A 24,405-nucleotide genomic window follows, 5' to 3' on the forward strand; every position below is an offset into this window, starting at 1 on the left:
GTTGTTCGGCGCGTACAGATCGCGTCATTGTGCATGGATGCGTTCGGCGAGACAATGACGTCGCTTGGTGCAGCACAACGAAGAGGAGAGGACGATGTCGGCGATCAATCCACTCACGGCCTTCGGTGTCGCCCTAGCGACTGCAGCGACCGATGCGGTTTACGTCATGTTCACTTCGGCGGTCGTTGCCAAGCGGCGAGTGTCAGCGGCGACCTGGAGCTCGATCTGGTACATGCTCTCGTCCTTCGCCGTGATCAGCTACACCGAGAACTGGATCTACGTCGCGTTTGCGGCGGTCGGCTCCTGGATCGGCGCCTATGCCTCGATGACCTTCCTGCATCGTCCGCCGGCTGGTCAGGCACCGGTCGGTGCCGCACCGGAATGAATTGCATTCGCTTGCATGCCAGCACGACTGCGTGAACGCCGACAAGAGGGCGCGAAGTTCCTTGACGCGGAACGACCCTTCCCGTATTCACGCCGGCGGGACACCTCCCCCCAACGGGAGGCTTACTATCTGGAAGGATAGACGATGACTGCAGCGAAGCCCTCGCAGCGGCCTGCCGTGCCGCATTTCTCCTCCGGCCCCTGCGCCAAGCGCCCCGGATGGACCTCCGAAAATCTCAAGGACGCTCCCCTCGGCCGTTCGCATCGCGCGAAGATCGGCAAGGCCAAGCTCAAGCTGGCCATCGAGCTGACGCGCGACGTTCTCGAAGTGCCGGCCGACTACAAGATCGGCATCGTGCCCGCATCCGACACCGGCGCGGTCGAGATGGCGCTATGGTCGCTGCTCGGTGCGCGGCCCGTCACCACGATCGCCTGGGAATCCTTCGGCGAAGGCTGGGTCAGCGACATCGTCAAGGAGCTCAAGCTCAAGGACGTCACCAAGCTGCACGCCGGTTATGGCGAGATCCCCGATCTGTCGAAAGTCGATCCGGCAAGCGACGTGGTCTTCACCTGGAACGGCACCACGTCGGGCGTGCGTGTCCCGAATGCCGACTGGATCAGCGCGAGCCGTGAAGGCCTGACGATCTGCGACGCCACCTCGGCCGCATTCGCGCAGCCGCTCGACTGGCCGAAGCTCGACGTCGTCACCTTCTCCTGGCAGAAGGCGCTTGGCGGCGAGGCCGCGCATGGCATGCTCATCCTCTCGCCGCGCGCGGTGGAGCGTCTCGAGACCTACAAACCGGCTTGGCCGCTGCCGAAGATCTTCCGCCTCACCAAGGGCGGCAAGCTCAACGCCGGCATTTTCGAGGGCGAGACCATCAACACGCCCTCGATGCTGTGCGTCGAGGACTATCTGGACGCGCTCAACTGGGGCAAGTCGATCGGCGGCCTCAAGGCGCTGATCGCCCGCGCCGACGCCAACACCAAGGTGCTGGCCGACTGGAAGGCGCGGACGCCGTGGATCGATTTTCTCGCCAAGGATCCCGCCATCCGCTCCAACACGTCAGTCTGCCTCAAGGTCGTCGATCCCGCGATCACATCGCTGTCGGCCGATGCCCAGGCGGAGTTCGCCAAGAAACTGGTGTCGCTGGTCGAGAAGGAGAACGCCGGCTTCGACTTCGCGCACTACCGCGATGCGCCGGCCGGCCTGCGCATCTGGTGCGGCGCCACCGTGGAAGCCAAGGACGTCGCGCTGCTGACGCAGTGGATCGACTGGGCTTTTGCCGAAGCCAAGGCCGCGCTGCCCAAGGCGGCCTGACCCACGCTCGTCGTGCCGTCATTGCGAGCGCAGCGAAGCAATCCAGGGCCACGAAGAAAGTCTGGATTGCTTCGTCGCTCCGCTCCTCGCAATGACGAAATTCAAGACGCGTAGGGTGGGCAAAGGCGCGAAGCGCCGTGCCCACCATCAACGTCAACCGACGCGAAAGACGGTGGGCACGCTGCGCTTTGCCCACCCTACGATTCGATTGCTTCCACCCATTCCGGCGCCGATGCGCTGTCCCTCTCTCGCGAGAGGCGTGAAGGAACATCGTCATGTCCAAACCCAAAGTTCTCATTTCCGATGCGCTGTCGCCGGCTGCCGTGCAGATCTTCAAGGATCGCGGCATCGAGGTCGACTTCCAGCCCAATCTCGGCAAGGACAAGGACAAACTCGCCGACATCATCGGCGACTATGACGGCCTTGCGATTCGCTCCGCGACCAAGGCCACGGCCAAGATCATCGAGCGCGCCAAGCGGCTCAAGGTGATCGGCCGCGCCGGCATCGGCGTCGACAATGTCGAGATTCCCGCGGCGACCGCCAAGGGCATCATCGTGATGAACACGCCGTTCGGCAATTCGATCACGACCGCCGAGCACGCGATCACGATGATGTTGTCGCTGGCGCGCGAGATCCCGCAGGCCGACGCCTCGACCCAGGCCGGCAAGTGGGAGAAGAACCGCTTCATGGGCGTCGAGATCACCGGCAAGACGCTCGGCGTGATCGGCTGCGGCAACATCGGTTCGATCGTCTGCGACCGTGCGCAGGGCCTGCGCATGAAGGTGATCGGCTTCGATCCGTTCCTCACCGAGGAGCGCGCGCTCGATCTCGGCGTCGAGAAGGTCGAGCTCGAGGAGCTGCTGAAGCGCGCCGACTTCATCACGCTGCACACGCCGCTGACCGACAAGACCCGCAACATCATCGATGCCGCGGCGATCGCCAAGATGAAGCAGGGCGTGCGCATCATCAATTGCGCGCGCGGCGGCCTGATCGACGAGCAGGCGCTGCTCGAGGCCCTCGACAGCAAGCATGTCGCGGGTGCGGCGCTCGACGTGTTCGCCGAGGAGCCGGCGACCAGCAATCCGCTGTTCGGTCATGCCAATGTGATCTGCACGCCGCATCTCGGCGCTTCGACCACGGAAGCGCAGGAGAACGTCGCGCTGCAGATCGCAGAGCAGATGTCGGACTACCTGCTCACCGGCGCGATCTCGAACGCGATCAACTTCCCGTCTATCACCGCGGAAGAAGCGCCCAAGCTGAAGCCGTTCATCGCGCTCGCCGAGAAGCTCGGCTCGTTCGCGGGCCAGCTCACCGAGAGCAGCATCACCAAGATCCAGATCACCTATGAAGGCCACGTCGCCGAGATGAAGACCCGGGCGCTGACCTCGGCGGTGCTGGCCGGGCTGCTGCGGCCGATGTTGGGCGAGGTCAACGTCGTGTCGGCGCCGGTGATCGCCAAGGAGCGCGGCATGATCGTCGACGAGGTGCTGCGCGCCGGCGAGAGCGACTATGAGAGCCTGATCACGGTCGCGGTCACCACCGAGCACCAGGAGCGCGCGGTGTCGGGCACGGTCTACGCCGACGGCAAGCCGCGTCTCGTCGACATCAAGGGCATCCGTGTCGACGCCGAGTTCGGCAAGTCGATGATCTACGTCACCAACGAGGACAAGCCGGGCTTCATCGGCAAGTTCGCAAGCCTCCTGGGCGACGCCAAGATCAACATCGCGACCTTCCATCTCGGCCGCGTGGCGCCGGGCAGCGACGCGATCGCGCTGGTCGAGGTCGACGGTGCGGTGCCGGCCGAGCTGCTCGGCAAGATCCAGGCATTGCCGCAGGTCAAGCAGGCCAAGGCGCTGGCGTTCTGATGACGCGCTAGAGCGCGCGGTGCTTCTTGGTTGAATCGACTTAGCCGCTGGCTCAGTTCACCTCTCCCGTCAAGCGAAGCTTCGCTTCGCCAGAGCGGGGGAGGTCGGCGCGAAGCGCCGGGTGGGGGCTCCCTCCACTCGGGCAGCCTCAATTGAGGAGACACCCCCACCCCAGCACTCCCCCGCAAGCGGGAGAGGGAGCGCACATCCTTCGCGGTTCGCAACCAGACCTCAACTCTTCACGCGCTGGGCCAAATTGACCGACCGGAAAGGGGCAGCACGGCACCGTGGCCGTGCTGCCTTTTTCTGTGCTCGTCTGTGCTCGGCGGAATTTCAACGGCAAGCTTTGCGGTCGCACGATTTGAACCCGCGGACCTCTCGTGGCGTCTAACGCCCCGCAAGGGACCGGCTCCTCCGGTTCTCAGGGCTGGGATACGGAGAGATCGATGGCAATGCGAACGACGTGGCTGGTTACGACAACTCTCGTTCTCGGTGCCTCGCTGGCGGCGGCGCCGGGCCATGCTGCAAACCTCGACACGACGTCCACCGTTGATGCCGTCACCGTGTATCCCGACGGCGCGACCGTGACCCGGGTCATCTCGCTCGACCTTCCCGCCGGCGACACGACGGCGATCGCCAAGGACTTCCCGCTCGGACTCGATGCGTCCTCGCTTCGTGTGGAAGGCGAGGCCGGCGCCAAGCTCGTGATCGGCACCGTCGACGCCAAGCCACCGCGTGCGGCGCCGCCCGTCAACCTGCCCGACATCGACAAGCGCATCGAAGCGCTGAAGGACGAGCGCGCCAATCTCGATGGCACGATCGCCGCGGCCCTGGCGCGCAAAAAGTTTGCCGAGCGTTTTGCCGAGGCGTCACCGGCCGGGCTCGGCGAGAAGGGCGAGGCGCGTCCGATCACAGAATGGCGTGCCGCGTTCGCCGCCGTTGCCGACGAGGTTGGACAGGCCGACGCGGCGATCCGTGATGCCGAGCGCAAGCAGCGCGAGATCGACCGCGAGATCGCGCGCCTGCAGGACAATCTCACGACGAAGCCCCCGAGCAAGCTGGAGGTGCGGATCGAATTGTCGGCTGCAGCAGCGACCAAGGCGACCTTGCGCGTGACCTACGCGGTGCGCAATGCCCGCTGGGTGCCGCTCTACGACGCGCGTCTCGACACGTCGGCGAAGGACCGCAAGCCGGCTCTCGAACTGGTGCGACGCGCCGAGATCCAGCAGGCCACCGGGGAGGACTGGTCCGAGGTCGCGCTGACGGTTTCGACGGTGCGGACCGGACGCGGCGGCAGCGCGCCCGAGCTCAGGACGATCATCGCGCAATATCCGCCGCCGCCACAGCCAGCGCCGAAGCCGGCCGCCGTCAGCGCCGCGCGAGGACTCATGGAGAGCCGACAGGAGTTTCGCTTTGGCGGAGGGACGACGTTCGGAGATGTCGCGGACAAGGCCGTCGAGCAGCAGACGGTTGCGGAGATCAGCGCCTTTCAGACCGTCTTCCACCTCCCCGGACGGGTCAGCGTCGGTGCCAATGATGGCGCGAAGAGCCTGCGTATTTCTACCGCGACGATCACGCCCGAACTGACGATCCGTTCGGCGCCCGTCATCGATCCCACCGCCTACCTCGAAGCGAGCTTCCCGCAGAACGAGGAGGCACCGCTGCTGCCGGGCAAGGTCTCGATCTATCGCGACGGCATGTTCGTCGGCACCAGCAGACTGGCGTCGGCGGGCAAGGACGAGGTCGTTCATGTCGGCTTCGGGGCCGACGACAAGGTCAAGGTCGAGCGCAGCGTCGTCAAGCGCAACGAAGGCTCGGCCGGCCTGATCGTGACGACGGCGAAGATCGACGAGCGCACCTTCAAGACGACGGTCCGCAACGCTCACGACTTCCCGGTGAAGGTCGCGATTCAGGATCAGCTGCCGGTCAGCGAGAACGAGGAGATCGTGGTCGAGATGCTGTCCGCGACCACGCCGCCGACGTCGACGAACGTGCGCGATCGTCGCGGAGTCGTCGAATGGGTCATCGACGCCAAACCGGGCGAGGCCAAGGATATCGCCTTCGCCTGGCGGGTGCGCTGGCCGAAGGACAAGTCGATCGTGATGCAGCCGTCGGGTTGAAGCGGGGCGTGAGGCCACGGGCCGGCGCCGTTTGATCCATGACAAGCCGCCCGGTCCCGCTCCTGTTATGCGCGTGGGAACCCGTTCGATCACGTCCTGTCCGGCCGTGATCGAACTCGACCGAGAGCGCCGCCATGGAATCCGACCCGAACACCCGCAAGCAGGCCGTCGCCGTCGGCTACATCTTCCTCGCCGGCGTCGGCATGCTGCTGCTGCAATGGCTGCTGACGACCTACAACACGGTCGAAACCATTCCCTATAGCCAGTTCGAGCAGCTGATCGAGCAGGGCAAGATCACCGAAGTGGCGGTTGGCCAGGATACGATCCAGGGCAAGTTCAAGGACAAGCAGCCGGACGGCAAGACCTCGTTCATCACCACGCGTGTCGATCCGCCGTTGGCGGCGAAGCTTGCCGCGAAGGGCGTGACGGTGACCGGCGTACCCTCGGGCGGGCTGATTCAGGCGCTGCTGTCCTGGGTCGTGCCGGCGCTGATGTTCTATCTGATCTGGGTGTTCCTCGGCCGCAAGGTGATGGACCGCCAGGGCTTCGGCGGCCTGATGTCGATCGGCAAGTCGCGCGCCAAGGTCTATGTCGAGACCGACACCAAGGTGACCTTCGCCGATGTCGCTGGCGTCGACGAGGCCAAGTTCGAGCTGCAGGAGGTCGTGCAGTTCCTGAAGGATCCGAAGAGCTATGGCCGGCTCGGCGCACACGTGCCCAAGGGCATCCTGCTGGTCGGCCCGCCCGGCACCGGCAAGACCCTGCTCGCGCGTGCCGTCGCGGGCGAAGCGGGTGTGGCGTTCTTCTCCATCTCCGGATCCGAATTCGTCGAGATGTTCGTCGGCGTCGGCGCCGCGCGGGTGCGCGACCTGTTCGAGCAGGCGCGCAAGGCCGCGCCCTGCATCATCTTCATCGACGAGCTCGATGCCCTCGGGCGCAGCCGAAGCGGCGGCGGCCAGTTTGGCGGCTACGACGAGAAGGAGCAGACGCTCAATCAATTGCTGGCGGAGCTCGACGGCTTCGACCCAAGCTCCGGCGTCATCCTGCTCGCCGCGACCAACCGGCCGGAGATCCTCGATCCCGCACTCATGCGCGCTGGCCGCTTCGATCGGCAGGTGCTGGTCGACCGTCCCGACAGGGGCGGGCGGCTTGCCATTCTCAAGGTGCATGTCCGCAAGATCACGGTCGCCGACAGCGTCGATCTCGACAAGGTCGCGGCCCTGACGACCGGCTTCACCGGCGCCGACCTCGCCAACCTGATCAACGAGGCTGCGATCGCGGCGACGCGCCGCAAGGGCCACGAGGTGACGTTCGACGATTTCACGATGGCGATCGAGCGCATCGTCGCCGGCATCGAGAAGAAGAGCCGCGTGCTCAGTCCCGCCGAGCGCCGCCGCGTCGCCTATCACGAGATGGGGCACGCGCTGGTCGCAGCCAATCTCGTCGGCGTCGATCCGGTGCAGAAGGTCTCGATCATTCCGCGCGGCGTCGGCGCGCTCGGCTACACGATGCAGCGCCCGACCGAAGATCGCTTCCTGCTCGCGGTCAGCGAATTGAAGAACCGCATCGCCGTGCTGATGGGCGGACGGGCTTCCGAGCAGTTGATCTTCGACGGCGACGTCTCGACCGGTGCCGCCGACGATCTGCAGCGTGCGACCGAGATCGCGATCGAGATGGTCACCAAATACGGGATGGATGCGACCGTCGGGCAGCGCACATACGCGCCGCGTCCACAGGTCTCGTTCCTGCAGCCACAGGATCAGATCGTGTCGGCGGCGGAGGAGACCGGCCGCGAGATCGATCTCGCCGTGCGGGATCTGATCGCAGACGGCGGCGCCCGCGCTCGCGCGATCCTCGAAAGCCATCGCCCGGACCTCGAGCGCGGCGTCGCGCTCCTGATCGCCAAGGAGACGCTGACCGCCGAGGAGTTTGCGCCGTTGCGGCCGGCCTCCGCTGCGGTCCCGGTCCGGGATGCCGTTGTATCGAGCTGATCCGGGTTTCTACGGGGAGCGTTTGCAACCGAAATCTAACCATCGCCTGATCAGTTGACCAGTAGCTCACCTTGACAGATCGAGGTCGTCGATCGGGGACCGGGCGGAGTTCGTTACGTGCTGCTGAATAACCTGAAGATTGCCCCCAAGCTCGCCATCGTCGTCGGCGTGGCGATGCTGGGCCTTGCCGCGGCCGGTACGTTTGCCGGCACTCTGATGCAAAAGGAGATGGTCGACGCCCGCATCGAACAGTGCCGGGCGATCGTCGAGACCGCGCGTAACATGGCCATGGGCCTCATCAAGGAGGTCGAAGCCGGCAAGCTGACGAAGGAGGCCGCGCTCGACGAGTTCGTCAATCGCGCGAGAACGATGACCTTTGACAAGGGCATGGGTTATCTGTTCGCCTACACGATGGACGGCAATGTGGTGTTGTCCCAGGATCCGAAGCAGCGTGGCTCGAATGTGATCGATTTCGAGCTCAACGGCCGCAAGCTCGTCGTCGAGCTGCGCGACGGCGTTGCCAAGGACGGCGAAGTCACCTTGCACTACGAATATCTGCGTCCCGGTCAGGAGCAGCCGACCCGCAAGATCTCCTATGCGGTGATGATTCCGGGCTGGAATACGTTCGTGGGCACCGGCGTCTATGTCGACGATCTCGATGCGAAGATGAAGCCCCTGAAATGGCTGATCTGGATGGCCTGCGCGGGCATCGCGGTCATCGCCGGCGGGATCGCCTGGCTGATCAGCCGCAGCATCAGCGTGCCGCTCGATCGTCTCGGCATCCGCATGCGCGAGATCGCCGATGGCCGGCTCGATGGCGAGATTCCCGGTGTCGGCCGCGGCGACGAGATCGGCGGGATGGCCGCCACCGTCCAGATCTTCAAGGACAACGCGCTGCGGATGCGCGAGCTAGAGCAGGCCGAGGCCGCCACCCAGCAGCGCGCGGCCGCCGAGCGGACCGCGGCCATGCAGAACCTTGCCGCCGACTTCGAGCGCAGCGTCAACGGCATCGTCCGCTCGGTGGCGTCGGCGGCCGAGGGCATGCAGCACACCGCGCAATCGATGACCTCGACCGCGAGCGATGCCAGCTCGCGCGCCTCGACCGTCAGCGCCGCCACCCAGAGCGCCAATGACAATGTCGGCACGGTCGCGGCCGCGGCCGAAGAGCTGTCGAGCTCGGTCAATGAGATTTCGCGCCAGGTCGCCCGCTCCAGCGAGATTGCGAGCAAAGCCGTGGGCGACGCGGAGCGCACCAATGCGACCGTTCAGGTGCTGTCGACCGGCGCCGAGAAGATCGGCGAGGTCGTCAAGCTGATCCATTCGATCGCGGCGCAGACCAACCTGCTGGCGCTGAACGCCACCATCGAAGCCGCGCGCGCCGGCGAGTCCGGCAAGGGCTTTGCCGTCGTCGCCTCGGAGGTGAAGGCGCTCGCCAACCAGACGGCGAAGGCGACCGAGGAGATTTCGGCACAGGTCGCGGCGATGCAGACCTCGACCCAGGATGCGGTCACCGCCATCAGCGGCATCACCCAGACCATCGCGCAGATGAGCGAGATCACCAATTCGATCTCGACCTCGATCGCGCAGCAGGGCGACGCGACGCGCGAGATCGCCCGCAACATCCAGTCCGTCGCTGCAGGCTCCAACGAGATCAGCGCCCATATCGGCGGCGTCACCAAGGCGGCGGAAGCGACCGGCATGGCTGCCTCCGAAGTGCTGTCGAGCGCGCGCGAGCTCGACAGCCAGTCGGGCCTGCTGCAGCAGGCCGTCGATGGCTTCATGGCGAAGGTGCGAACGGCCTGATCAGGCCGGGCGCGCCGTTGATCCGGGGCTCTCGGATCAACGGCGGCCGTCAAGTCGTAGGCGTGCCAGCCGTCACTTGGCTTTGAGGAAGTCGCCGACCTCCAGCAGCACGAACTCGTTGTCGTCGGCCTTGTTGGGATCCCGGCTGGACGAGAACGGCAGGTTGTTGTCGTTGCCGACGATGATGTGGGTGTCGTCGACGCGGTCGACATTCTCGATCGTGAAGAACGGGAAGGCGAGCACGCCGTCGTTGAGCGGCTTGCGCGCCTTTTTGTCCGGATCCTTGATCTTCATCAGGTCGATAGAGGCGATCTTGCGGAGCGGCTTGCCGACGTTGGCGTCGGAGAGTTCGATCTTGTAGACGCGCTTGAACTTGGCGAGATCGGGAAAGCAGTTGTCGCCGCGCGTGCCCTGCGGGCAGGCCTTGTCGCTGGTGCCCTCGCCATTGTCGCGCTCGATGATCAGACCCTGGGTCGGATCGATCATGTTGAAGTCGCCGATCGCGTTGCCGTTCTGCTCGAACACGTACTGCCAATACCGGCCGGTGAACCGCTCCGCCGCGACGTCGAATTCGAGGATGCGCGAGGCTTCCTTGCCGTCGACCTTCTCCCAATCCTTCTTCTCGGCGTCCCACAGCGGGCCTTCGAGCAGGCCGTAGATGAACTTGCCGTCGACCGAGGACGCGAAGCCTTCGTAGCCCTTCGAGCGCCGCAGGTTGACGTTCGCATAGGTCGCGCCTGGCGCGCCCGGCGATTGCACCGCCCAATGGTCGGGCGAGCGCACCGGCTTGCCGTCGGCGACCGTGTCGAACACGGCCAGCACCTTGCCGGTCCTGTCCGCCTTGATGACGTAGGGACCGAACTCGTCGCCGATCCAGAGATTGTCGCCGATGATCTGGAAGCCCTCGGTATCGAAATCAGCACCGGTCAAATAGCGCTTGGCGGTGTCCTCATGGACGATGCGGAAGGGAACCTTCCTGTCGGGATCATGCAGGAAGATCGTCTCGAGCCGCTCGACCTTGCCGCTGGTCCAGTCGATCTTGTGGTGGTTCAGATAGAGCATCGAGTCGGGCGAGTTGTAGCGCGAGCCCATGCCGTTGTCGGTGAGGACCCAGAACGTGCCGTCGGCCATCTTCTTGATGCCGGAGTGGCCCTGGAGAGGTTGTCCCTTGAACGGGAGCGACACCCCGGTCGGACGCTCATAGGACTTGCCCATCACGCTGCCGATCGCGTCGATGCGCTTGCCGGTGGTGTATTTGCCGGAGGTCTTGAGATCGTTCGGGGCATCGGCCGGCGCCTCGACGAAGGACTCGGCCGGCATCACGGCATGGCCGGAGAGCGTCGCCGGGAATTCGCCTTCGCCCTGGGCGAACGCTGTGCCGGCGCTCAGAACGAACGCGGCAACGGTGGTCAGCAGATATCGATGCATGGGAGGGCCTCCTGGGAGCTTGATCCACGCATCGTTCTGGACAGGAGGCCTGACGCGGCGCTGACATTTCGATGACAGCCGGATGATGCTCCCCGGTCTTCATGAGGCGTCTTGCCGCACGCTCACACCTTGAGCCGGTCACCCGTGCCGGGAGGCCGGATCGGGACCCGCGACGCGATGATCACGCCGGCAATGACCAGCGCGTAGCCCGCAAGGTGGAACAGCCTGAGCTCCTCGCCGAGGAGCAGGATCGCGAGCACCGAGCCGAACAATGGCACCAGATGGAGGAACGGCGCGGCGCGGTTCGGTCCGATCAGGCTGATGCCGCGATTGAAGAACAGGTAGGCCAGTGTCGACGCAAACACGACCACGTAGCCGAGCGTCAGGAGCGACAGCAGATCGGGCTTGAGCACGAAGCCCGACGCGTATTCCCAAGCCGCGAACGGCAGCAGCAGCGCGGCGCCGGCCGCCGTGCAGGCTGAGATCAGCGACAGCTGGTGCACCGCCGGCCGTCGCGTCATGGCGGCCGAGTAGAGCCCGAATACCATCAGCGCGCCCGCAAACATCAGGTCACCGCGGTTGAACTGGATGCCGGCGAGCGCACCGAGATCGCCGCGCAGCAGGATCACCAGCACGCCGATCAGCGACATCGCAATGCCGGCGAATTGGGCCATGGTCAGGCGCACACCGAACAAGGCCAGCGACCACAGCGCGACGAACAGCGGCGTCGAGGATTGGATCAGGAGACCGTTCAGCGCCTGGGTATATTGCATCGCCCAATAGGACAGCGCGTTGTTGATGGCAAAGCCCGTCAGCGACAACAGCAGGATCAGCGGCCAATGCGCGCGCAATGTTCGCCAGTCGCGGGCGAGATGCGCGCGCGCGAAAGGCCACAGCATCAGGAACGTTCCGACCCAGCGGATGCAGGACAAGGTCAGCGGCGGGACATGACCGGCCACATAGCGCGCGAGCACGATGTTGCCGGCCCAGAACAGCGAGGCCAGCGTGAGCAGCAGATAGGGCTGGTTGTTCAGCCAGGAGAGCGGATGACGGTGTGGGGCAGGCAAAGGCAGCCAAGCGTGCTTGGAGAGACGAGGCAATCTGGGCTGAATCGTATCCCCTCGCAAGCCGGCGCAGCGGATTGGTGCCATGCATCGGACAGCAAAGGGCCGCGGGGGCGCGCGCAGGACGTGGATATCAGGTCGCCTGCTTGCGCGACGCCACGAACACGCCGGCCAGCACCAGGACGAAGCCGATCACGTGAAAGATCTGCGGCTGCTCGCCGAGGAACACGAAGGCCATGATCGAGCCGAACACCGGGACCACGTGAAAGAACGGCGCGGCGCGATTGGCGCCGATCAGGAGCACGCCGCGATTGAAGCAGAGATAGGCGATCGTCGAAGGAAAGATCGCGACGTAGAGCAGCGACAACAGGTTCTGCGCGTCGAGCGCCATGACCGGTCGCGCGTTGAGTTCCCAGATCAGCAGCGGAATGAGGCTGGCTGCGCCGCAACCGAAGGTGAAGGCGACCATCGACAGGCCGTGGATCTGCGGCCGCTTGATCGTCAGCACCGAGTAGAAGCCGAACACCGCCATCGCGAGGAGGAAGATCAGATCCCCTCTGTTGAAGCTGATGTCGGCCAGCGCGGTGGGGTGACCGCGCGTCAGGATGAGCAGCACGCCCACGAGCGACAGCACGATGCCGATGGCCTGCGCCAGGGTCAGGTGCACGCGCAACAGCAGCATCGACCAAATTGCCACGATCAGCGGACCAGCCGACTGCAGCAGCAGGGTGTTGAGTGCCTGCGTATATTCGAGCGACCAGTATTGCAGCGTGTTGAAGGCGCCGATGCCCGTCACGGACAACGCGATCATGATGCCGAGCCGCGACCGGATCGCGGGCCAGTCCTGGCGCAGCTGTTTCCAGGCGAGCGGCAGGATCAGCAGGAAGGCGAGCGACCAGCGCAGGAACGACAACGTCACCGGCGGGATGTGGCCGGCGGCGAGCCGCCCGACGATCGAGTTGCCGGCCCAGCACAGCGCCGTGATGCTGAGCAGCACATAGGGCTGGTTGGCGATCCAGGCGCGCGCGGGCGCGGCGGACGCGGTGGGATCGGCGGCGGACATGCGGCGGTGTTGGCCCCGTTCGATGCGCCGCGGCGCGCGGCCGGGATGTCCGGCCGCCGTTCCTCCCGGCGCTTTCGACAGACACCAATTGCAGCTGCCTATCAAGAGGGCAGATGCATCGCGACCATGCAGCGATGGTCGTCGTCAAGATCGCGCACGAGCGTGTCCCCGGTGCGGTCTCCGCGGTCCGGATCGCACCGCGAGCGATTTGAGGCCCTCCGCACTGACCAGATAGGCGACGACGAGGGCGGCGATGGCAGCCACGACGGTGAGGGGTGGTGCAACGAAGCCGAACCATGCGCCGGCCGGTGTGAAGGGCACGACCAGTGCGACGGCGAGCGCAGTGAGCGACGACGCCGTCAGCATCGGATCCGCCCGGTTGCTCCATGGCCGCCCATTGGTCCGGATGATGAAGATGACGAGAATCTGGGTTGCCATCGATTCGAGGAACCATGCAGTGCGGAACTCATCGGGCGTCGCATGGAACAAGTACAGCAGCGCGCCGAAGGTGAGAAAGTCGAACAGGGACGACAGGGGCCCCATGATCGCGGCAAAGCGCATGAGCCGCTTCATGTCCCAGCGCTGCGGCCGCGCGGTCGCCTGCCGGCTCACGCGGTCGAACGGAATGCCGAGCTCGGAGAGATCGTAGAGCAGATTGTTGAGCAGGATCTGCGTCGGCAGCATCGGCAGGAACGGCAGCACCATCGATGCGGCGGCCATCGACAGCATGTTGCCGACATTCGAGCTCGCACCCATTCGGACATACTTCAGGATGTTGGCGAAGGTGCGTCGGCCTTCTTCGACGCCGTTGGCGACGACGTCGAGATCAGAGGCGAGCAGGATGATGTCGGCGGCCGATTGGGCGACGCCGGTGGCGCCTTCGACGGACAGGCCGATGTCGGCGGCCTTCAGCGCCGGCGCATCGTTGATGCCGTCCCCGAGGAAGCCAACGATCTCGCCGGAGGCCTGCAGCGCCTTGACGATGCGCGATTTCTGATCGGGCGCGAGACGGCCGAACGCATCGGCCGAGTGCACCTGCACCGCGAGCGCGTCGTCGCTGAGCTCGGCGATGTCGCTGCCGGACAGCACGCGATCCGCCTTCAGCCCGACCAGGCCGGCCAGCCGCTTGACCACGACGGGATCGTCGCCGGAGAGGATCTTCAGCGCGATGCCGGCGCGGGCAAGCTGCGCGATCGCAGCCGCCGCGGTCGGCTTGGGCGGATCGGCGAACGCGCACAGCCCTTCGAAGATCAGTTCCTGCTCGTCGTCGGTTTCGATCTCGCGCGGCGCGCCGTTCCACGGCCGTGACGCGATCGCGACCGTGCGCAAGCCCTCGCGTGCGAGCGCGTGAACGCGCTCGTACATCTCGGTGCGGCCGTTGTCGTCGAGCGGCGCGAACGTGCCGCCATGCCGCTGCTGCATGCACAACTCGATCACCGCCTCAGGCGCGCCCTTCACGATCAGGATCCGATCCTGGCCGCGGATCGCCAGCACCGAGCCGAGCCGGCGCGAGAAGTCGAAGGTCTGCTGGCCGCCCAGGGACCATCCCTCGGCCGCATGATTGGCGCCTGCGACGAGCGCGCAATCGAGCGAGCCGCGATCACCGCCGAGCGCGGCCGCGATCGCGCCGAGCTCGGCAGCTCGCGGATGGTCGGTGCCGTCGGGCGCGACGCTGCGGGCGAGCGTGATCTCCGCGGATGTCAGTGTTCCCGTCTTGTCGGTGCACAGCACCGACATCGCGCCGAGATCATGAATCGCCGCAAGCCGCTTCACGATCACCTTGCGCTTGGCCATGCGCAGTGCGCCGCGCGACAGTGTCACCGTCGTGATCATCGGCAGCAGCTCGGGCGTCAATCCGACCGCGAGCGCGACCGAGAACAACAGCGAGTCGAGCACATCGCGTCCGAATACGACGCGAACCGTGAGCACGATCACGACCAGGGCCAGCGTAAGCCGCGCGATGACGAGGCCGAATTCATGCAGGTCGCGCTCGAACGGCGTGCGCGCCTGCCCCTCGGCGAGCGCCGCGGCGGCCGCGCCGAACATCGTGTTCGGTCCAGTGTTGACGACGATGGCGACGGCCTCGCCGGTCTGCGCCACCGAGCCGCGGAACAGCGCATTCGACGTGTCGTTCTCAACGGCCGGAATGCCGGCCTGTTTCGTCACGGGATAGGGCTCTCCCGTGAGCGCCGCCTCGCCGGCGGTGAACGCCTTGCTTTCGATGACCAGCGCATCGGCAGGAACGATGTCGCCCGCGCGTACGCGCAGGATGTCGCCGGGAACGACCGCCTCGACGTCGATCTGGCGATAGGCGCCATCCCGCTTGACCTCGGCCTTCAAGGCGACGGAGCGGCGGAGCTCCTCGGCCGCCTTGACGGCATGTCCCTCCTGAACCGTGTCGAGGCCGATCGACAGCGTCAGGATGAGAACGATGATGGCGCCGCCGATCACGTCTCCCGTCACCATCGAGATGATGCCCGCCACCAGCAGGATCAGCGACAGCGGCTCGAGTAGGCGGCGGAGCACGGCGCGCAATGGACCCACGACGTGCGAGGGCGCATCGGCGTTGTGGCCGTAGCGTTGCAGCCGCTGCTCGGCGTCGGCCGCGCCGAGACCGTTCAGGTCGCAGCCGAGCGTCGCGCCCGCCTGTGCGGGCGACAGGCGCCAAAATTGGTGCGGGCCGGAGGTCGTCTCAGTGCTCACGCGGGCCTGTCCAGGTTGGTGGATGAATGGTCGTGGTCATCATGGCTGATTTGCATGAAGCTCTCCGGGCGGCGGTTGACCTAGCGCAACATCCCGCTGCCGTGATGGCCTCGGTTGCCGCAATGCGCCGCATCGCCGCCGTGCTGATCGTCTCGGTGATCCAGCGCTCCAAGGAGATCGGGATCCTGCGTGCGATGGGCACCTCGCGCGGACAGATTTTGCGCGTGCTTCTGCTGCAGGCGGACTGCCCGGCTTCGTCGGCTCGCTGGTCGATCGCGGCTTCCCCGGCCCCGAGATCGAGGCGCAGGCGTCGGAGCTGCTCGACCAGGTCGGGCTGGCGAAATTCGCCGACCATCTCGCGAGCAACATGTCGGGCGGCCAGCAGCAGCGCGTCGCGGTGGCGCGGGCGCTGGCGATGAACCCCGATCTGGTGCTGGCGGACGAGCCGACCGGCAACCTCGACACCAAGTCGGCCGAGGCGGTCTTTGGCCTGATGCGCGAGGTCAATCGGGAGGTCGGCACGAGCTTCCTGCTCGTCACCCACAACCTTGATCTGGCCCGGCGCTGCGATCGCATCATCGAGGTTGTCGACGGCCGCATCCAGAGCTGAGAGCGCGCCGCTTCGATCGTAGATTCGCCGCCGTTCGGGTGCTCAATGGAACCGCCCGGGTCGATGCGCCGCCAGAAGCGTACGGCCGGGTCGCCCGATCCGCAGCCGGGGCGGCATGAAATTTTGGGGCTTATCAAAGGCTTGGTGGCGCTCTTGTGTGCTCCGAAGGCCCGTTCTCGCTTGCCTAGCCCGGCGGCTTCCTTTATCCGGTGGGTCGCCTCGCAAGCGAGCGGTCCCGGCCGCGATTTGGGCTGGGCGCATGGTTGGCCAGGCTGGCCCCTCATCGGAAGCGATTTCGTCCGAACCGATCGTGCTGTTTTGGATCTTGGCAGAGGAAAGAGCTGCGAATGGCTAACGTGGTCGTCGTCGGCGCCCAATGGGGTGACGAGGGGAAGGGCAAGATCGTCGACTGGCTGTCGGAGCAGGCCGACATCGTCGTGCGCTTCCAGGGCGGCCACAATGCCGGCCATACCCTCGTCATCAACGGCGCGACCTACAAGCTGGCGCTGCTGCCATCCGGCGTGCTGCGCACCGGCAAATTGTCGGTGATCGGCAATGGCGTCGTGTTCGATCCGCAGGCCTTCCTCGACGAGGTCGGCAAGCTCCAGTCGCAGGGCGTCGCCATCAGCCCAGACAATCTGCGCGTTGCCGAGAACGTCACGCTGATCCTGCCACTGCACCGCGAACTCGACGCGCTGCGCGAGTCCGCGAGCGCGGCGACCGCGATCGGCACCACCCGCCGCGGCATCGGCCCGGCCTATGAGGACAAGGTCGGCCGCCGCGCGATCCGCCTGATGGACCTCGCCGATCTCGATACGCTGCCGCACAAGATCGATCGGCTGCTCGCGCACCACAATGCGCTCCGCCGCGGCCTCGGCCTCGAGCCGATCGACGGCCAGCAGATCCTGCGCGAGCTGACGGCCTTTGCGCCGAAGCTGCTGCCCTATGCGGAGACGGTCTGGCGTCTGCTCGACATCAAGCGCCGCGAAGGCAAGCGGATGTTGTTCGAGGGCGCGCAGGGCGCGCTGCTCGACGTCGATCACGGCACCTATCCCTACGTGACCTCGTCCAACACGGTCGCGGCGCAGGCGGCCACGGGCGCGGGCCTCGGGCCGGGCGCGATCGGCTATGTGCTCGGCCTGTGCAAGGCCTACACGACCCGGGTCGGGCAGGGGCCGTTTCCCACCGAGCAGGACAACGAGACCGGCCGCAAGATCGGCGAGCGTGGCCGCGAATTCGGAACGAATACCGGCCGGCCGCGTCGTTGCGGCTGGTTCGATGCGGTCCTGGTCCGCCAGGCGGTGCGGACCTGCGGCATTAACGGTCTTGCGCTGACCAAGCTGGACATTCTCGATGGTTTCGACACCATCGATGTCTGTACCGGCTACAGGCTGGACGGCAAGGAGATCGATCATTTCCCGGCAGGTGAGGGCGCGCAGGCTCGGGTCGAACCGATCTACGAGACCATCGAAGGCTGGAAGCAGCCGACTGCAAACGCGCGCTCCTGGGCCGATCTGCCGGCACAGGCCATCAAATACGTCCGGCGGATCGAGGAACTGGTGGGTTGCCCGATCGCGCTGCTTTCCACCAGCCCCGAACGCGAGGATACTATTCTGGTCCAGAATCCCTTCGAGGCGTGACGGGACCCGACAGCTGAGCGCGCGAATTGAGTTGATATGGCCGACTACTACCCGCTGATAGCCCGTGCCATTGCCGGATTGGACCCCAACGCTCCCGGGGAAAGCCGGCGTGCGCTTTACGAGCGGGCGCGGGCGGCCTTGATCGCACAGTTGCGCAGCGTCCAGCCGCCGCTGAGCGAATCCGAGATCACGCGCGAGCGGCTGTCGCTCGAGGAAGCCGTGCGCAAGGTCGAGGCGGAAGCGGCCCAGCGCGCCCGTGAGGCACAGCGGGCCTCCAGCGGCGCCGCCCGCCCAGGTGATGCGCTCCGGCGGGCCGGTGCGCGCAATTCGGATGCTCCGGCCACCCCCGCGGCTCAGCCCGCTCCGACTCCAGACCAGGCCGCCACGACCGCCCCGCGGCCACGACCGGCGGCCCCGGCCGCTGCCCGGGCCGAGCGGCCGCCGCTCGGCGGCGAGACGGCCGAGCCGCGTCCGGCGCGCAATCCGCGACCGGAAGCGCCGCCGGCTGCTGCTGGCGCACCGGCTGTGCCGCCGCGGCCCCAGCCGCCTCAAACGCCTCCACAGGATGGGGCGGCGCCTCCAGTGCGCGAACGTCCGGCGGCCGCCCGCCGCGGTGCTCAGGACAACGGCAATCCGGCAACGCCGCCCGCCATGCGCGGCTTCCGCGACATCACCGCTGATGTCGACGATCTCGGCAAGGCCACTGCCCAGGCCAACCGTGCGGCGCGCAAGACCTACGCCAACGTTCCGACCACCGATCTCGATCGGCTCGAGGGCGACGACGATGATCGGCCGCCGCTGCCCGAGGCGCCATACTCCTATGACGAGTCGGTCCAGGAGGCCGAGCGCTACGCGCTGCCTGCCACCTCGACCCGCCAGCGCGGCGCCGCGCCGGATCGCGAGGGCAAGAAGAAGTCGGAGCGCAGCGGCTCGACCTTTCCGTTCAAGGCCGCCATCGCCGCAGGGATCGTGCTGATCCTGATCGGCGCCGGAATTCTGTGGGGCCGGCCGCTGGTTGGGATGGTCAATGGCCTGTTCAAATCTTCCTCGACGGTCGAGGCGCCCAAGGACACCGGCACGCCGCTGAGCAAGCCGAAGATCACCGACCGTGTCGGGCAGTCGCCGTCCTCGGACCAGATCGCGCCGGTCGCGCAACGCGTCGTGCTCTATGACGAGGATCCCGCCGATCCGAAGGGCAAGCAATATATCGGCTCGGTGGTCTGGCGCACCGAGCAGATCAAGGCGACGGGGACGCAGAAGGCCGACATCGCCGTGCGCGCCGACATCGAGATTCCCGATCGCAAGTTCAAGATGACGATGTCGTTCCGCCGCAACACCGACACGTCGCTGCCGGCGAGCCACACCGCGGAACTGACCTTCATCCTGCCGCAGGATTTCTCTGGCGGCGGCGTCGGCAATGTGCCGGGGATCCTGATGAAATCCAACGAGCAGGCGCGCGGGACGCCGCTGGCCGGCCTCGCAGTGAAGGTCACCGACGGCTTCTTCCTGGTCGGCCTGTCCAATGTCGACGCCGACCGGACCCGCAACGTGCAGCTCCTGAAGGAGCGCTCCTGGTTCGACGTTCCGCTGGTCTACAGCAATCAGCGCCGGGCCATCATCGCGATCGAGAAGGGCGCGCCGGGCGAGCGCGCGTTCAACGACGCCTTCGCGCTGTGGGGTGACTGAGCAGTCCGCACGCGCCTCGCGCGTTGGGCGAATCGGCGAGGCAGGAGATTGGGCATGAAGCGATATCTCATCTTCGTTGCCGTGGGCCCGGCGCTGGGCGGTTTCGCACTGCTTCTGGTCACGACCTACATGTCCGGCTATTGGACCAACACCAATCCCGGCGAAGTGGCCAAGCTGTTCAAGGTCTTCGTCACCTCGCTGCAATACAGCTACCTGTTCGGCTTCCTGCCGGCACTGATGATGTGCGCGATCGACGACATCCTGTTCCACGTCAGGCGCATCGGACCGACCATGCGGATGCTGCTGGTGGGCGGCATCGCCTTCCTGCTCGCCGGCTTCAACTACGCTTCGCACGGCTCCGAATATGGTGCCCTGCAATGGGTCCTTTACGGACTGGTCGGCTTCATTCCCGCGACGGTGTCGTCGTGGCTGGTGCACAAATTCGTCGACGAAACCCCGCCCGAAGCCCCGGCGGCTCAGCCCAGCGAGCACAGCGCGTGACGGCGTGACGCAACTTGCGCCCTGCTGCCGCGTTTCTATGTGATGGGTATGCAAGAGCAGATGACCCCCTCGCCCCGCCGCGCCTCCGGACGCGCCTCGCAGGCACGCTTCAATGCCAATGAGGCGCGCGGACCGATCATCGACCAGGACGGACGTGAGATCCCGCAGGGATCCTTCCAGTCCTCGTTCAATGGCGCCTTCGTCGGCCCGGACGGCGTGCGCTTCGATTTCAGCACCGCCAATCCATTCGGCAATCTGACCCGTGAGCAGCGCATCGCGCGGCTGGAGGCGGTGGCGAAGCTGCTCGACGTCGCCTTCGTCCTGCCCGGCACCAACATCCGCTATGGCATCGACGGCATCATCGGCCTGATCCCTGTGGTCGGTGACCTCATCGCGACCGCGCTGTCGCTGTGGCTAGTGCGCGAGGCCCGTGCGCTGGGCGCGCCCTGGCACGTCATCACCCGGATGCTCGGCAATGTCGCGGTCGAGGGGGTGATCGGCATGGTGCCGGTGGCGGGCGACGCCTTCGACGTGCTGTTCCGCGCCAATATGCGCAACGCCAAGATCTTGCGGCGGTGGCTCGATACCCAGCCGCGTTGACGCGCCGCGAGACCGGGCCAAAAGCCGCACAAACCGACCCCATAAAAAAACTGCCCCGCACAAGGCGGGGCAGGGTGTTGGAGAATGGTCTGGCAGCCGTTAGGCCGCATCGGCGTCCGGCGCCTTGTCGACCACCCGGCGCGGTAGCGGGAACGCCTCGCTCTCATACAGGGTGCGGATGCCGTTCTGGTCGAACCGGGCTTCCTCGACCTGCAGGTAGGCGCCATTCAGCGAATCCGCAGGCAACTCCTCCATGGCAAAGCGCACGGCTTCAGCCGCGGTGCCGAACCGCCGATAGGCAAACCCCGCCCGCTTCTTCTTGCGGATGGCGGCGGGAAACAGTTCGGCAGAGGTGTTGAAGTTGAACGGACGCAGTGGACGCATGGTCTGAGACCTCTTCTTGTCGGCTGGAAGCGCTGACGCGAGCTTTCAAAACATTCAGCTTGGCGATGACGCCAGCGATTGCGGGGGTGGAGGGCGGGATTTGCCGCTCCAGGCGGCCCGGCCCTGCATAGTCAGTTACGACCCCTAATATAGGCCGATTTGGCAGAAATGCGAATCCTGCACGCTCACATCGTAAATCCGGCCTGGTTCGGACCGCGCTGAAATGTCCTCTTTTTTCAATAGTTTAATCGATCTGCAACTTGTGAATGCAGGAGAGCCCGATCTGCACGGCTAAAATCTCACCCCTGGTGGCCGGTTTTGGCCGCCCACGCCTCGCCGGCCGCCAGCCCAGCGGCCCCATTACCGTCCGTAACGGAACCGGGGCCGATGGTGACGTCAGCGCGGCTTCAACTTCAGGGCCGCGGAGTTGATGCAATAGCGCAGGCCGGTCGGCCCCGGACCGTCGGGAAAGACATGGCCGAGATGGCCCGAGCATTTCGAGCACAGCACCTCGGTGCGGACCATGCCGTGGGTATAGTCGGTTTCCTCGTCGATGTGGCTCTCCGTCGCCGGCTGGGTGAAGCTCGGCCAGCCGCAGCCGGAGTCGAATTTGGCGTCGGACTCGAACAGGGTCTGGCCGCAGCCGGCACACACATAGGTCCCGGCGCGATGCTCATGCTCGTATTCGCCCGAGAACGGGCGCTCGGTCGCCTTCTCGCGCAGCACGGCGTACTGCATCGGCGTCAGCTCCTCGCGCCATTCCGCCTCGCTCTTGATGACCTTGTCGTCGGTCCTGGTGTCGCTCATCTCTTTTCCTCCGGCGGACCTAGACTCGTCCGCCCCTGTCATTGCGCTGATCGGCCACCGTCGCGGCCTCAAAGTCGTGGCGACAGGTCGTCGCCTCAGTTCGTCGCTTTGGCCTCGCCGACCAGCGTCGGCTTCTCGATGTAGTTCTCCGCGAAGATCTTCTTCAGGTTCTCGATCTTCGGCAGGTCGTTATAGGCAATATAGGGCTGGCTCGGGTGCAGCGTCAGATAGTCCTGATGATAGGCCTCGGCCGGATAGAACGCCTCGAGCTTGCCGAGCTTGGTGACGATCGGCTTGCCGAACACCTTGGCCTTGTCGAGCTGGGCGACATAGGCCTCCGCGACCTTCCTCTGCGCCTCCGAGGTGGTGAAGATCGCCGAGCGATATTGCGGGCCTGAGTCCGGGCCCTGTCGGTTCAACTGGGTCGGATCGTGCACGACCGAAAAGAAGATCTGCAGGATCTTGCCGTAGGAGATCTTCTTCGGGTCGTATTTGATCTGGACCGATTCCGCATGGCCCGTCGTGCCGCTCGACACCGTGCGGTAATCGGCCGTGGCCTTGGTGCCGCCGGCATAGCCGGAGACCGCGCTGACCACGCCCGCCGTGTGCTGGTAGACGCCCTGGACGCCCCAGAAGCAGCCGCCGGCGACCACGGCGGTTTCCAGCCCGTCGGAGGCCGGCTGATCCTGGGCCGGCGGCGGGATCACGACGGCCACCTCGGCGGCGTGCAGCGGCTGCCAGGCCAGGATGCCGGCCGCCATGGCACCGAGCGCGGCTGTCTTGACGAAAAGGGAGCGGGTGAGGCGCATCTTTGGATCCTCGCTAGGGGTGGCTTGTCTCGTCTCGCCAGCCGGAAACACTGGCCCGGTCCGGCCTCTGCTGCAAGATACGTCGGTGCTCGGCCGGCGTTACGGGGAACGCGACACGACTGCGTGAACGGCCGGGGTGGTGCGAGGCGTGCACAATTGCGCCCTGGGCGCCGGGACGACACTGTGAGTTGTGGCGGGAGCGTTCCAGACATGGCGATTTGTTCTCGCGGCTCGAATGGCCCGAGGGATGCCGGATCATCGGCCCTCCGGAAGCGGAGGGCGCAGGGAAGGCCGGACCTCGGCTGAGGCCCGTGGCCCGCCTGCGGAAAAAATGCAGGCGGCAGGTACCACAGGTTCAGCCGGACAGATCCGGCCTTCCCCGCGCGATGGTGTTAACGCTTATACGTGCTCTCCTCGGGGACCGGCTGTCTTGCCCCCGTCGCCGGCGGATCATCACCACCAGCTTGGCCTCAGCGTCGGGAGGCCAGGACCACACGCTTTCGCCGTCCGCGCCATGTCGTCCGTCCGCAGGCGCTTCGCCCGCTGCAACATGTCGCGTCCATCGCATTTCGCTGCCAACGTCCGTGACGATCGCGATACGTCCCCTGCCGTGCAACGAAACGCGGGCATCATAAGCGTGATTTGGGCAAACCGCGAAACGATTTATGTTTTTCAGAAGACCTTGACAGCTTCTGTCGTCGTTGGCCGATTTGCCCGACGGGCCATCTAGTCCGCAAGCTCACGATGACATCACACTTCGTCGATCTTCGAACCATGATGTGGTTCAGGTCTCGTGGTCGTGATGCCCGCGCGGCGGATACGCCGCGAATATTTCGTTCTCTCTGCGGTCAATACAGAGGCGGACGCGTCTCGATCGTCAGACCCCTGACCAGACATCGAGTGCGCGTTCTCCGCATCTTGAGAACCTGGAGAACAATCATGACATCCTGGAAATCAAAGGCGGCAGCGGTGCTGCTGTCGATGGCGACTGCCGCGCCGGCATCGGCGCAGGGCTGGTTCTACGGCGAGCAGGAGCCGGGGGCGTTTCAGGCGATGTATCCCGATCGCGACGTGCTCAACGGCGGCGCACTGACGCCGGCGGGACGAATGGGCCTGGTGCGCGCCTCCGGCGCGGCGCCCGCGTTTCCGCCGTCCGCTCATCTCCGCCCGTATGATCGGCTGCCGCAGCGGCGATGACGGGTCGCCTGGAAGGCGTCCTACGATCTGCTGCCCGGACAGCGGCTGCAGCGCTACGTCTGAGAGATGGGCACGATCACGAACGGCCGTCACCTCGCGCGGTCGTGATTGGGCTGCCGCTTTCGCCTGCCTACATCATCGCCTGCGCGAATTGGTGCGCAACAGGGAAGACCAATCATGATCGCATTCAGGAGCCTGGCGGCAGCTCTGCTGATGTCGCCACTGGCGGCCACCGCGGCGTCGGCCCAATTCTCCGAGCCGGCGGCCTATGCGGCCATGCATCCCGACCGCGATGTGCTCAATGGCGGCGCGCTGACGCCGGCGGCGCAGGCGGAGCTGGCCCGCCGTGGCACGCCGGCCTTTCCGAATGCAAATGCAGCGATGCCGCCGGCCGATCCCGTGAGGGCGCATCGGCGTCATCGGCGCTGAGCG

General features: G+C 66.0%; 19 protein-coding genes and 2 pseudogenes. 14 read left to right on the forward strand and 7 right to left on the reverse strand.

The window, feature by feature from the left end:
* Window positions 1-94: 94 nt before the first annotated feature.
* The 6 genes from QX135_RS20120 (at window position 95) to QX135_RS20145 (ending at window position 9,481) form a co-directional block, all read left to right on the forward strand.
* Complete coding sequence (locus QX135_RS20120) at window positions 95-385, forward strand: hypothetical protein (protein ID WP_316163141.1); 291 nt, start codon at window positions 95-97, stop codon at window positions 383-385.
* A 144-nt stretch (window positions 386-529) separates the two neighbouring features.
* On the forward strand, window positions 530-1,702 hold the full coding sequence (locus QX135_RS20125) for a phosphoserine transaminase (protein WP_315784151.1): 1,173 nt from the start codon (window positions 530-532) through the stop codon (window positions 1,700-1,702).
* A gap of 275 nt (window positions 1,703-1,977) precedes the next feature.
* On the forward strand, window positions 1,978-3,567 hold the full coding sequence (gene serA, locus QX135_RS20130; protein ID WP_315733917.1) for a phosphoglycerate dehydrogenase: 1,590 nt from the start codon (window positions 1,978-1,980) through the stop codon (window positions 3,565-3,567).
* A 452-nt stretch (window positions 3,568-4,019) separates the two neighbouring features.
* Window positions 4,020-5,687 (forward strand): mucoidy inhibitor MuiA family protein, encoded by a 1,668-nt coding sequence (locus tag QX135_RS20135; RefSeq protein WP_316180008.1) that lies wholly within the window; start codon window positions 4,020-4,022, stop codon window positions 5,685-5,687.
* Window positions 5,688-5,821: 134 nt separating this feature from the next.
* Window positions 5,822-7,678, forward strand: coding sequence for an ATP-dependent zinc metalloprotease FtsH (ftsH, locus tag QX135_RS20140; RefSeq protein ID WP_315778055.1), 1,857 nt, complete (start codon window positions 5,822-5,824; stop codon window positions 7,676-7,678).
* A gap of 117 nt (window positions 7,679-7,795) precedes the next feature.
* Window positions 7,796-9,481, forward strand: coding sequence for a methyl-accepting chemotaxis protein (locus QX135_RS20145; RefSeq protein WP_315771877.1), 1,686 nt, complete (start codon window positions 7,796-7,798; stop codon window positions 9,479-9,481).
* A gap of 72 nt (window positions 9,482-9,553) precedes the next feature.
* On the opposite strand, the gene QX135_RS20150 is transcribed toward QX135_RS20145, so the two are convergent.
* From QX135_RS20150 to mgtA, 4 genes are all read right to left on the reverse strand, one after another.
* Window positions 9,554-10,909 carry an esterase-like activity of phytase family protein gene (locus QX135_RS20150; RefSeq protein ID WP_316179864.1) on the reverse strand — a complete coding sequence of 452 codons (1,356 nt, stop codon included), beginning with the start codon at window positions 10,907-10,909 and terminating at the stop codon, window positions 9,554-9,556.
* 122 nt (window positions 10,910-11,031) lie between these two features.
* Window positions 11,032-11,976 carry a DMT family transporter gene (locus QX135_RS20155; RefSeq protein WP_316234258.1) on the reverse strand — a complete coding sequence of 315 codons (945 nt, stop codon included), beginning with the start codon at window positions 11,974-11,976 and terminating at the stop codon, window positions 11,032-11,034.
* Between the two features lie 130 nt (window positions 11,977-12,106).
* Window positions 12,107-13,036: a DMT family transporter gene (locus QX135_RS20160; protein WP_315733912.1), complete on the reverse strand. Its 930-nt coding sequence runs from the start codon at window positions 13,034-13,036 to the stop codon at window positions 12,107-12,109.
* Window positions 13,037-13,180: 144 nt separating this feature from the next.
* Entirely contained in the window at window positions 13,181-15,739 is a 2,559-nt protein-coding gene (gene mgtA / locus QX135_RS20165) for a magnesium-translocating P-type ATPase (RefSeq protein WP_316179861.1), read from the reverse strand.
* 128 nt (window positions 15,740-15,867) lie between these two features.
* Between mgtA and QX135_RS20170 the strand changes: the two are divergent.
* From QX135_RS20170 to QX135_RS20195, 6 genes and pseudogenes are all read left to right on the forward strand, one after another.
* Window positions 15,868-16,007, forward strand: a pseudogene (locus QX135_RS20170) (FtsX-like permease family protein); the annotation flags it as partial.
* A pseudogene (locus QX135_RS20175) lies at window positions 16,005-16,349 on the forward strand (ABC transporter ATP-binding protein); the annotation flags it as partial. The pseudogenes QX135_RS20170 and QX135_RS20175, both read left to right, overlap by 3 nt.
* A 347-nt stretch (window positions 16,350-16,696) precedes the next feature.
* On the forward strand, window positions 16,697-17,989 hold the full coding sequence (locus QX135_RS20180) for an adenylosuccinate synthase (protein ID WP_315733910.1): 1,293 nt from the start codon (window positions 16,697-16,699) through the stop codon (window positions 17,987-17,989).
* A gap of 36 nt (window positions 17,990-18,025) precedes the next feature.
* Entirely contained in the window at window positions 18,026-19,675 is a 1,650-nt protein-coding gene (locus QX135_RS20185; RefSeq protein ID WP_315784161.1) for a hypothetical protein, read from the forward strand.
* A 54-nt stretch (window positions 19,676-19,729) separates the two neighbouring features.
* The gene (locus QX135_RS20190; protein ID WP_315798168.1) at window positions 19,730-20,176 is read left to right on the forward strand and encodes a DUF5413 family protein; all 447 of its coding nucleotides are present in this window, start codon (window positions 19,730-19,732) and stop codon (window positions 20,174-20,176) included.
* Window positions 20,177-20,224: 48 nt separating this feature from the next.
* Complete coding sequence (locus QX135_RS20195) at window positions 20,225-20,776, forward strand: DUF4112 domain-containing protein (RefSeq protein WP_410052046.1); 552 nt, start codon at window positions 20,225-20,227, stop codon at window positions 20,774-20,776.
* Between the two features lie 99 nt (window positions 20,777-20,875).
* On the opposite strand, the gene QX135_RS20200 is transcribed toward QX135_RS20195, so the two are convergent.
* The 3 genes from QX135_RS20200 to msrA form a co-directional block, all read right to left on the reverse strand.
* Window positions 20,876-21,160 carry a hypothetical protein gene (locus QX135_RS20200; protein ID WP_315733902.1) on the reverse strand — a complete coding sequence of 95 codons (285 nt, stop codon included), beginning with the start codon at window positions 21,158-21,160 and terminating at the stop codon, window positions 20,876-20,878.
* 396 nt (window positions 21,161-21,556) lie between these two features.
* A complete protein-coding gene (gene msrB, locus QX135_RS20205; RefSeq protein WP_315733900.1) occupies window positions 21,557-21,967 on the reverse strand; it encodes a peptide-methionine (R)-S-oxide reductase MsrB in 411 nt (136 codons plus the stop codon).
* A 95-nt stretch (window positions 21,968-22,062) separates the two neighbouring features.
* Window positions 22,063-22,776, reverse strand: a complete 714-nt coding sequence (msrA, locus tag QX135_RS20210) for a peptide-methionine (S)-S-oxide reductase MsrA (RefSeq protein ID WP_410052045.1) — start codon at window positions 22,774-22,776, stop codon at window positions 22,063-22,065.
* 939 nt (window positions 22,777-23,715) lie between these two features.
* Here msrA and QX135_RS20215 point away from each other — a divergent pair.
* Window positions 23,716-23,973, forward strand: coding sequence for a hypothetical protein (locus QX135_RS20215; protein ID WP_315733898.1), 258 nt, complete (start codon window positions 23,716-23,718; stop codon window positions 23,971-23,973).
* Window positions 23,974-24,150: 177 nt separating this feature from the next.
* A complete protein-coding gene (locus QX135_RS20220) occupies window positions 24,151-24,402 on the forward strand; it encodes a hypothetical protein (protein WP_315757314.1) in 252 nt (83 codons plus the stop codon).
* Window positions 24,403-24,405: the final 3 nt, after the last annotated feature.

The sequence above is a fragment of the Bradyrhizobium sp. SZCCHNR1098 genome, from assembly GCF_032489375.1.
Taxonomy (GTDB): domain Bacteria; phylum Pseudomonadota; class Alphaproteobacteria; order Rhizobiales; family Xanthobacteraceae; genus Bradyrhizobium.

Excerpts from the sequence above, each read along its gene's own strand:
- QX135_RS20195 (WP_410052046.1), top strand. The coding sequence starts at position 20,225 with ATGCAAGAGCAGATGACCCCCTCGCCCCGCCGCGCCTCCGGACGCGCC.
- QX135_RS20160 (WP_315733912.1), bottom strand. The coding sequence starts at position 13,036 with ATGTCCGCCGCCGATCCCACCGCGTCCGCCGCGCCCGCGCGCGCCTGG.
- QX135_RS20220 (WP_315757314.1), top strand. The coding sequence starts at position 24,151 with ATGATCGCATTCAGGAGCCTGGCGGCAGCTCTGCTGATGTCGCCACTG.
- QX135_RS20180 (WP_315733910.1), top strand. The coding sequence starts at position 16,697 with ATGGCTAACGTGGTCGTCGTCGGCGCCCAATGGGGTGACGAGGGGAAG.
- serA (WP_315733917.1), top strand. The coding sequence starts at position 1,978 with ATGTCCAAACCCAAAGTTCTCATTTCCGATGCGCTGTCGCCGGCTGCC.
- QX135_RS20190 (WP_315798168.1), top strand. The coding sequence starts at position 19,730 with ATGAAGCGATATCTCATCTTCGTTGCCGTGGGCCCGGCGCTGGGCGGT.
- QX135_RS20135 (WP_316180008.1), top strand. The coding sequence starts at position 4,020 with ATGCGAACGACGTGGCTGGTTACGACAACTCTCGTTCTCGGTGCCTCG.
- msrB (WP_315733900.1), bottom strand. The coding sequence starts at position 21,967 with ATGAGCGACACCAGGACCGACGACAAGGTCATCAAGAGCGAGGCGGAA.
- QX135_RS20200 (WP_315733902.1), bottom strand. The coding sequence starts at position 21,160 with ATGCGTCCACTGCGTCCGTTCAACTTCAACACCTCTGCCGAACTGTTT.
- QX135_RS20120 (WP_316163141.1), top strand. The coding sequence starts at position 95 with ATGTCGGCGATCAATCCACTCACGGCCTTCGGTGTCGCCCTAGCGACT.
- ftsH (WP_315778055.1), top strand. The coding sequence starts at position 5,822 with ATGGAATCCGACCCGAACACCCGCAAGCAGGCCGTCGCCGTCGGCTAC.
- QX135_RS20150 (WP_316179864.1), bottom strand. The coding sequence starts at position 10,909 with ATGCATCGATATCTGCTGACCACCGTTGCCGCGTTCGTTCTGAGCGCC.
- QX135_RS20125 (WP_315784151.1), top strand. The coding sequence starts at position 530 with ATGACTGCAGCGAAGCCCTCGCAGCGGCCTGCCGTGCCGCATTTCTCC.
- QX135_RS20215 (WP_315733898.1), top strand. The coding sequence starts at position 23,716 with ATGACATCCTGGAAATCAAAGGCGGCAGCGGTGCTGCTGTCGATGGCG.
- QX135_RS20185 (WP_315784161.1), top strand. The coding sequence starts at position 18,026 with ATGGCCGACTACTACCCGCTGATAGCCCGTGCCATTGCCGGATTGGAC.
- msrA (WP_410052045.1), bottom strand. The coding sequence starts at position 22,776 with ATGCGCCTCACCCGCTCCCTTTTCGTCAAGACAGCCGCGCTCGGTGCC.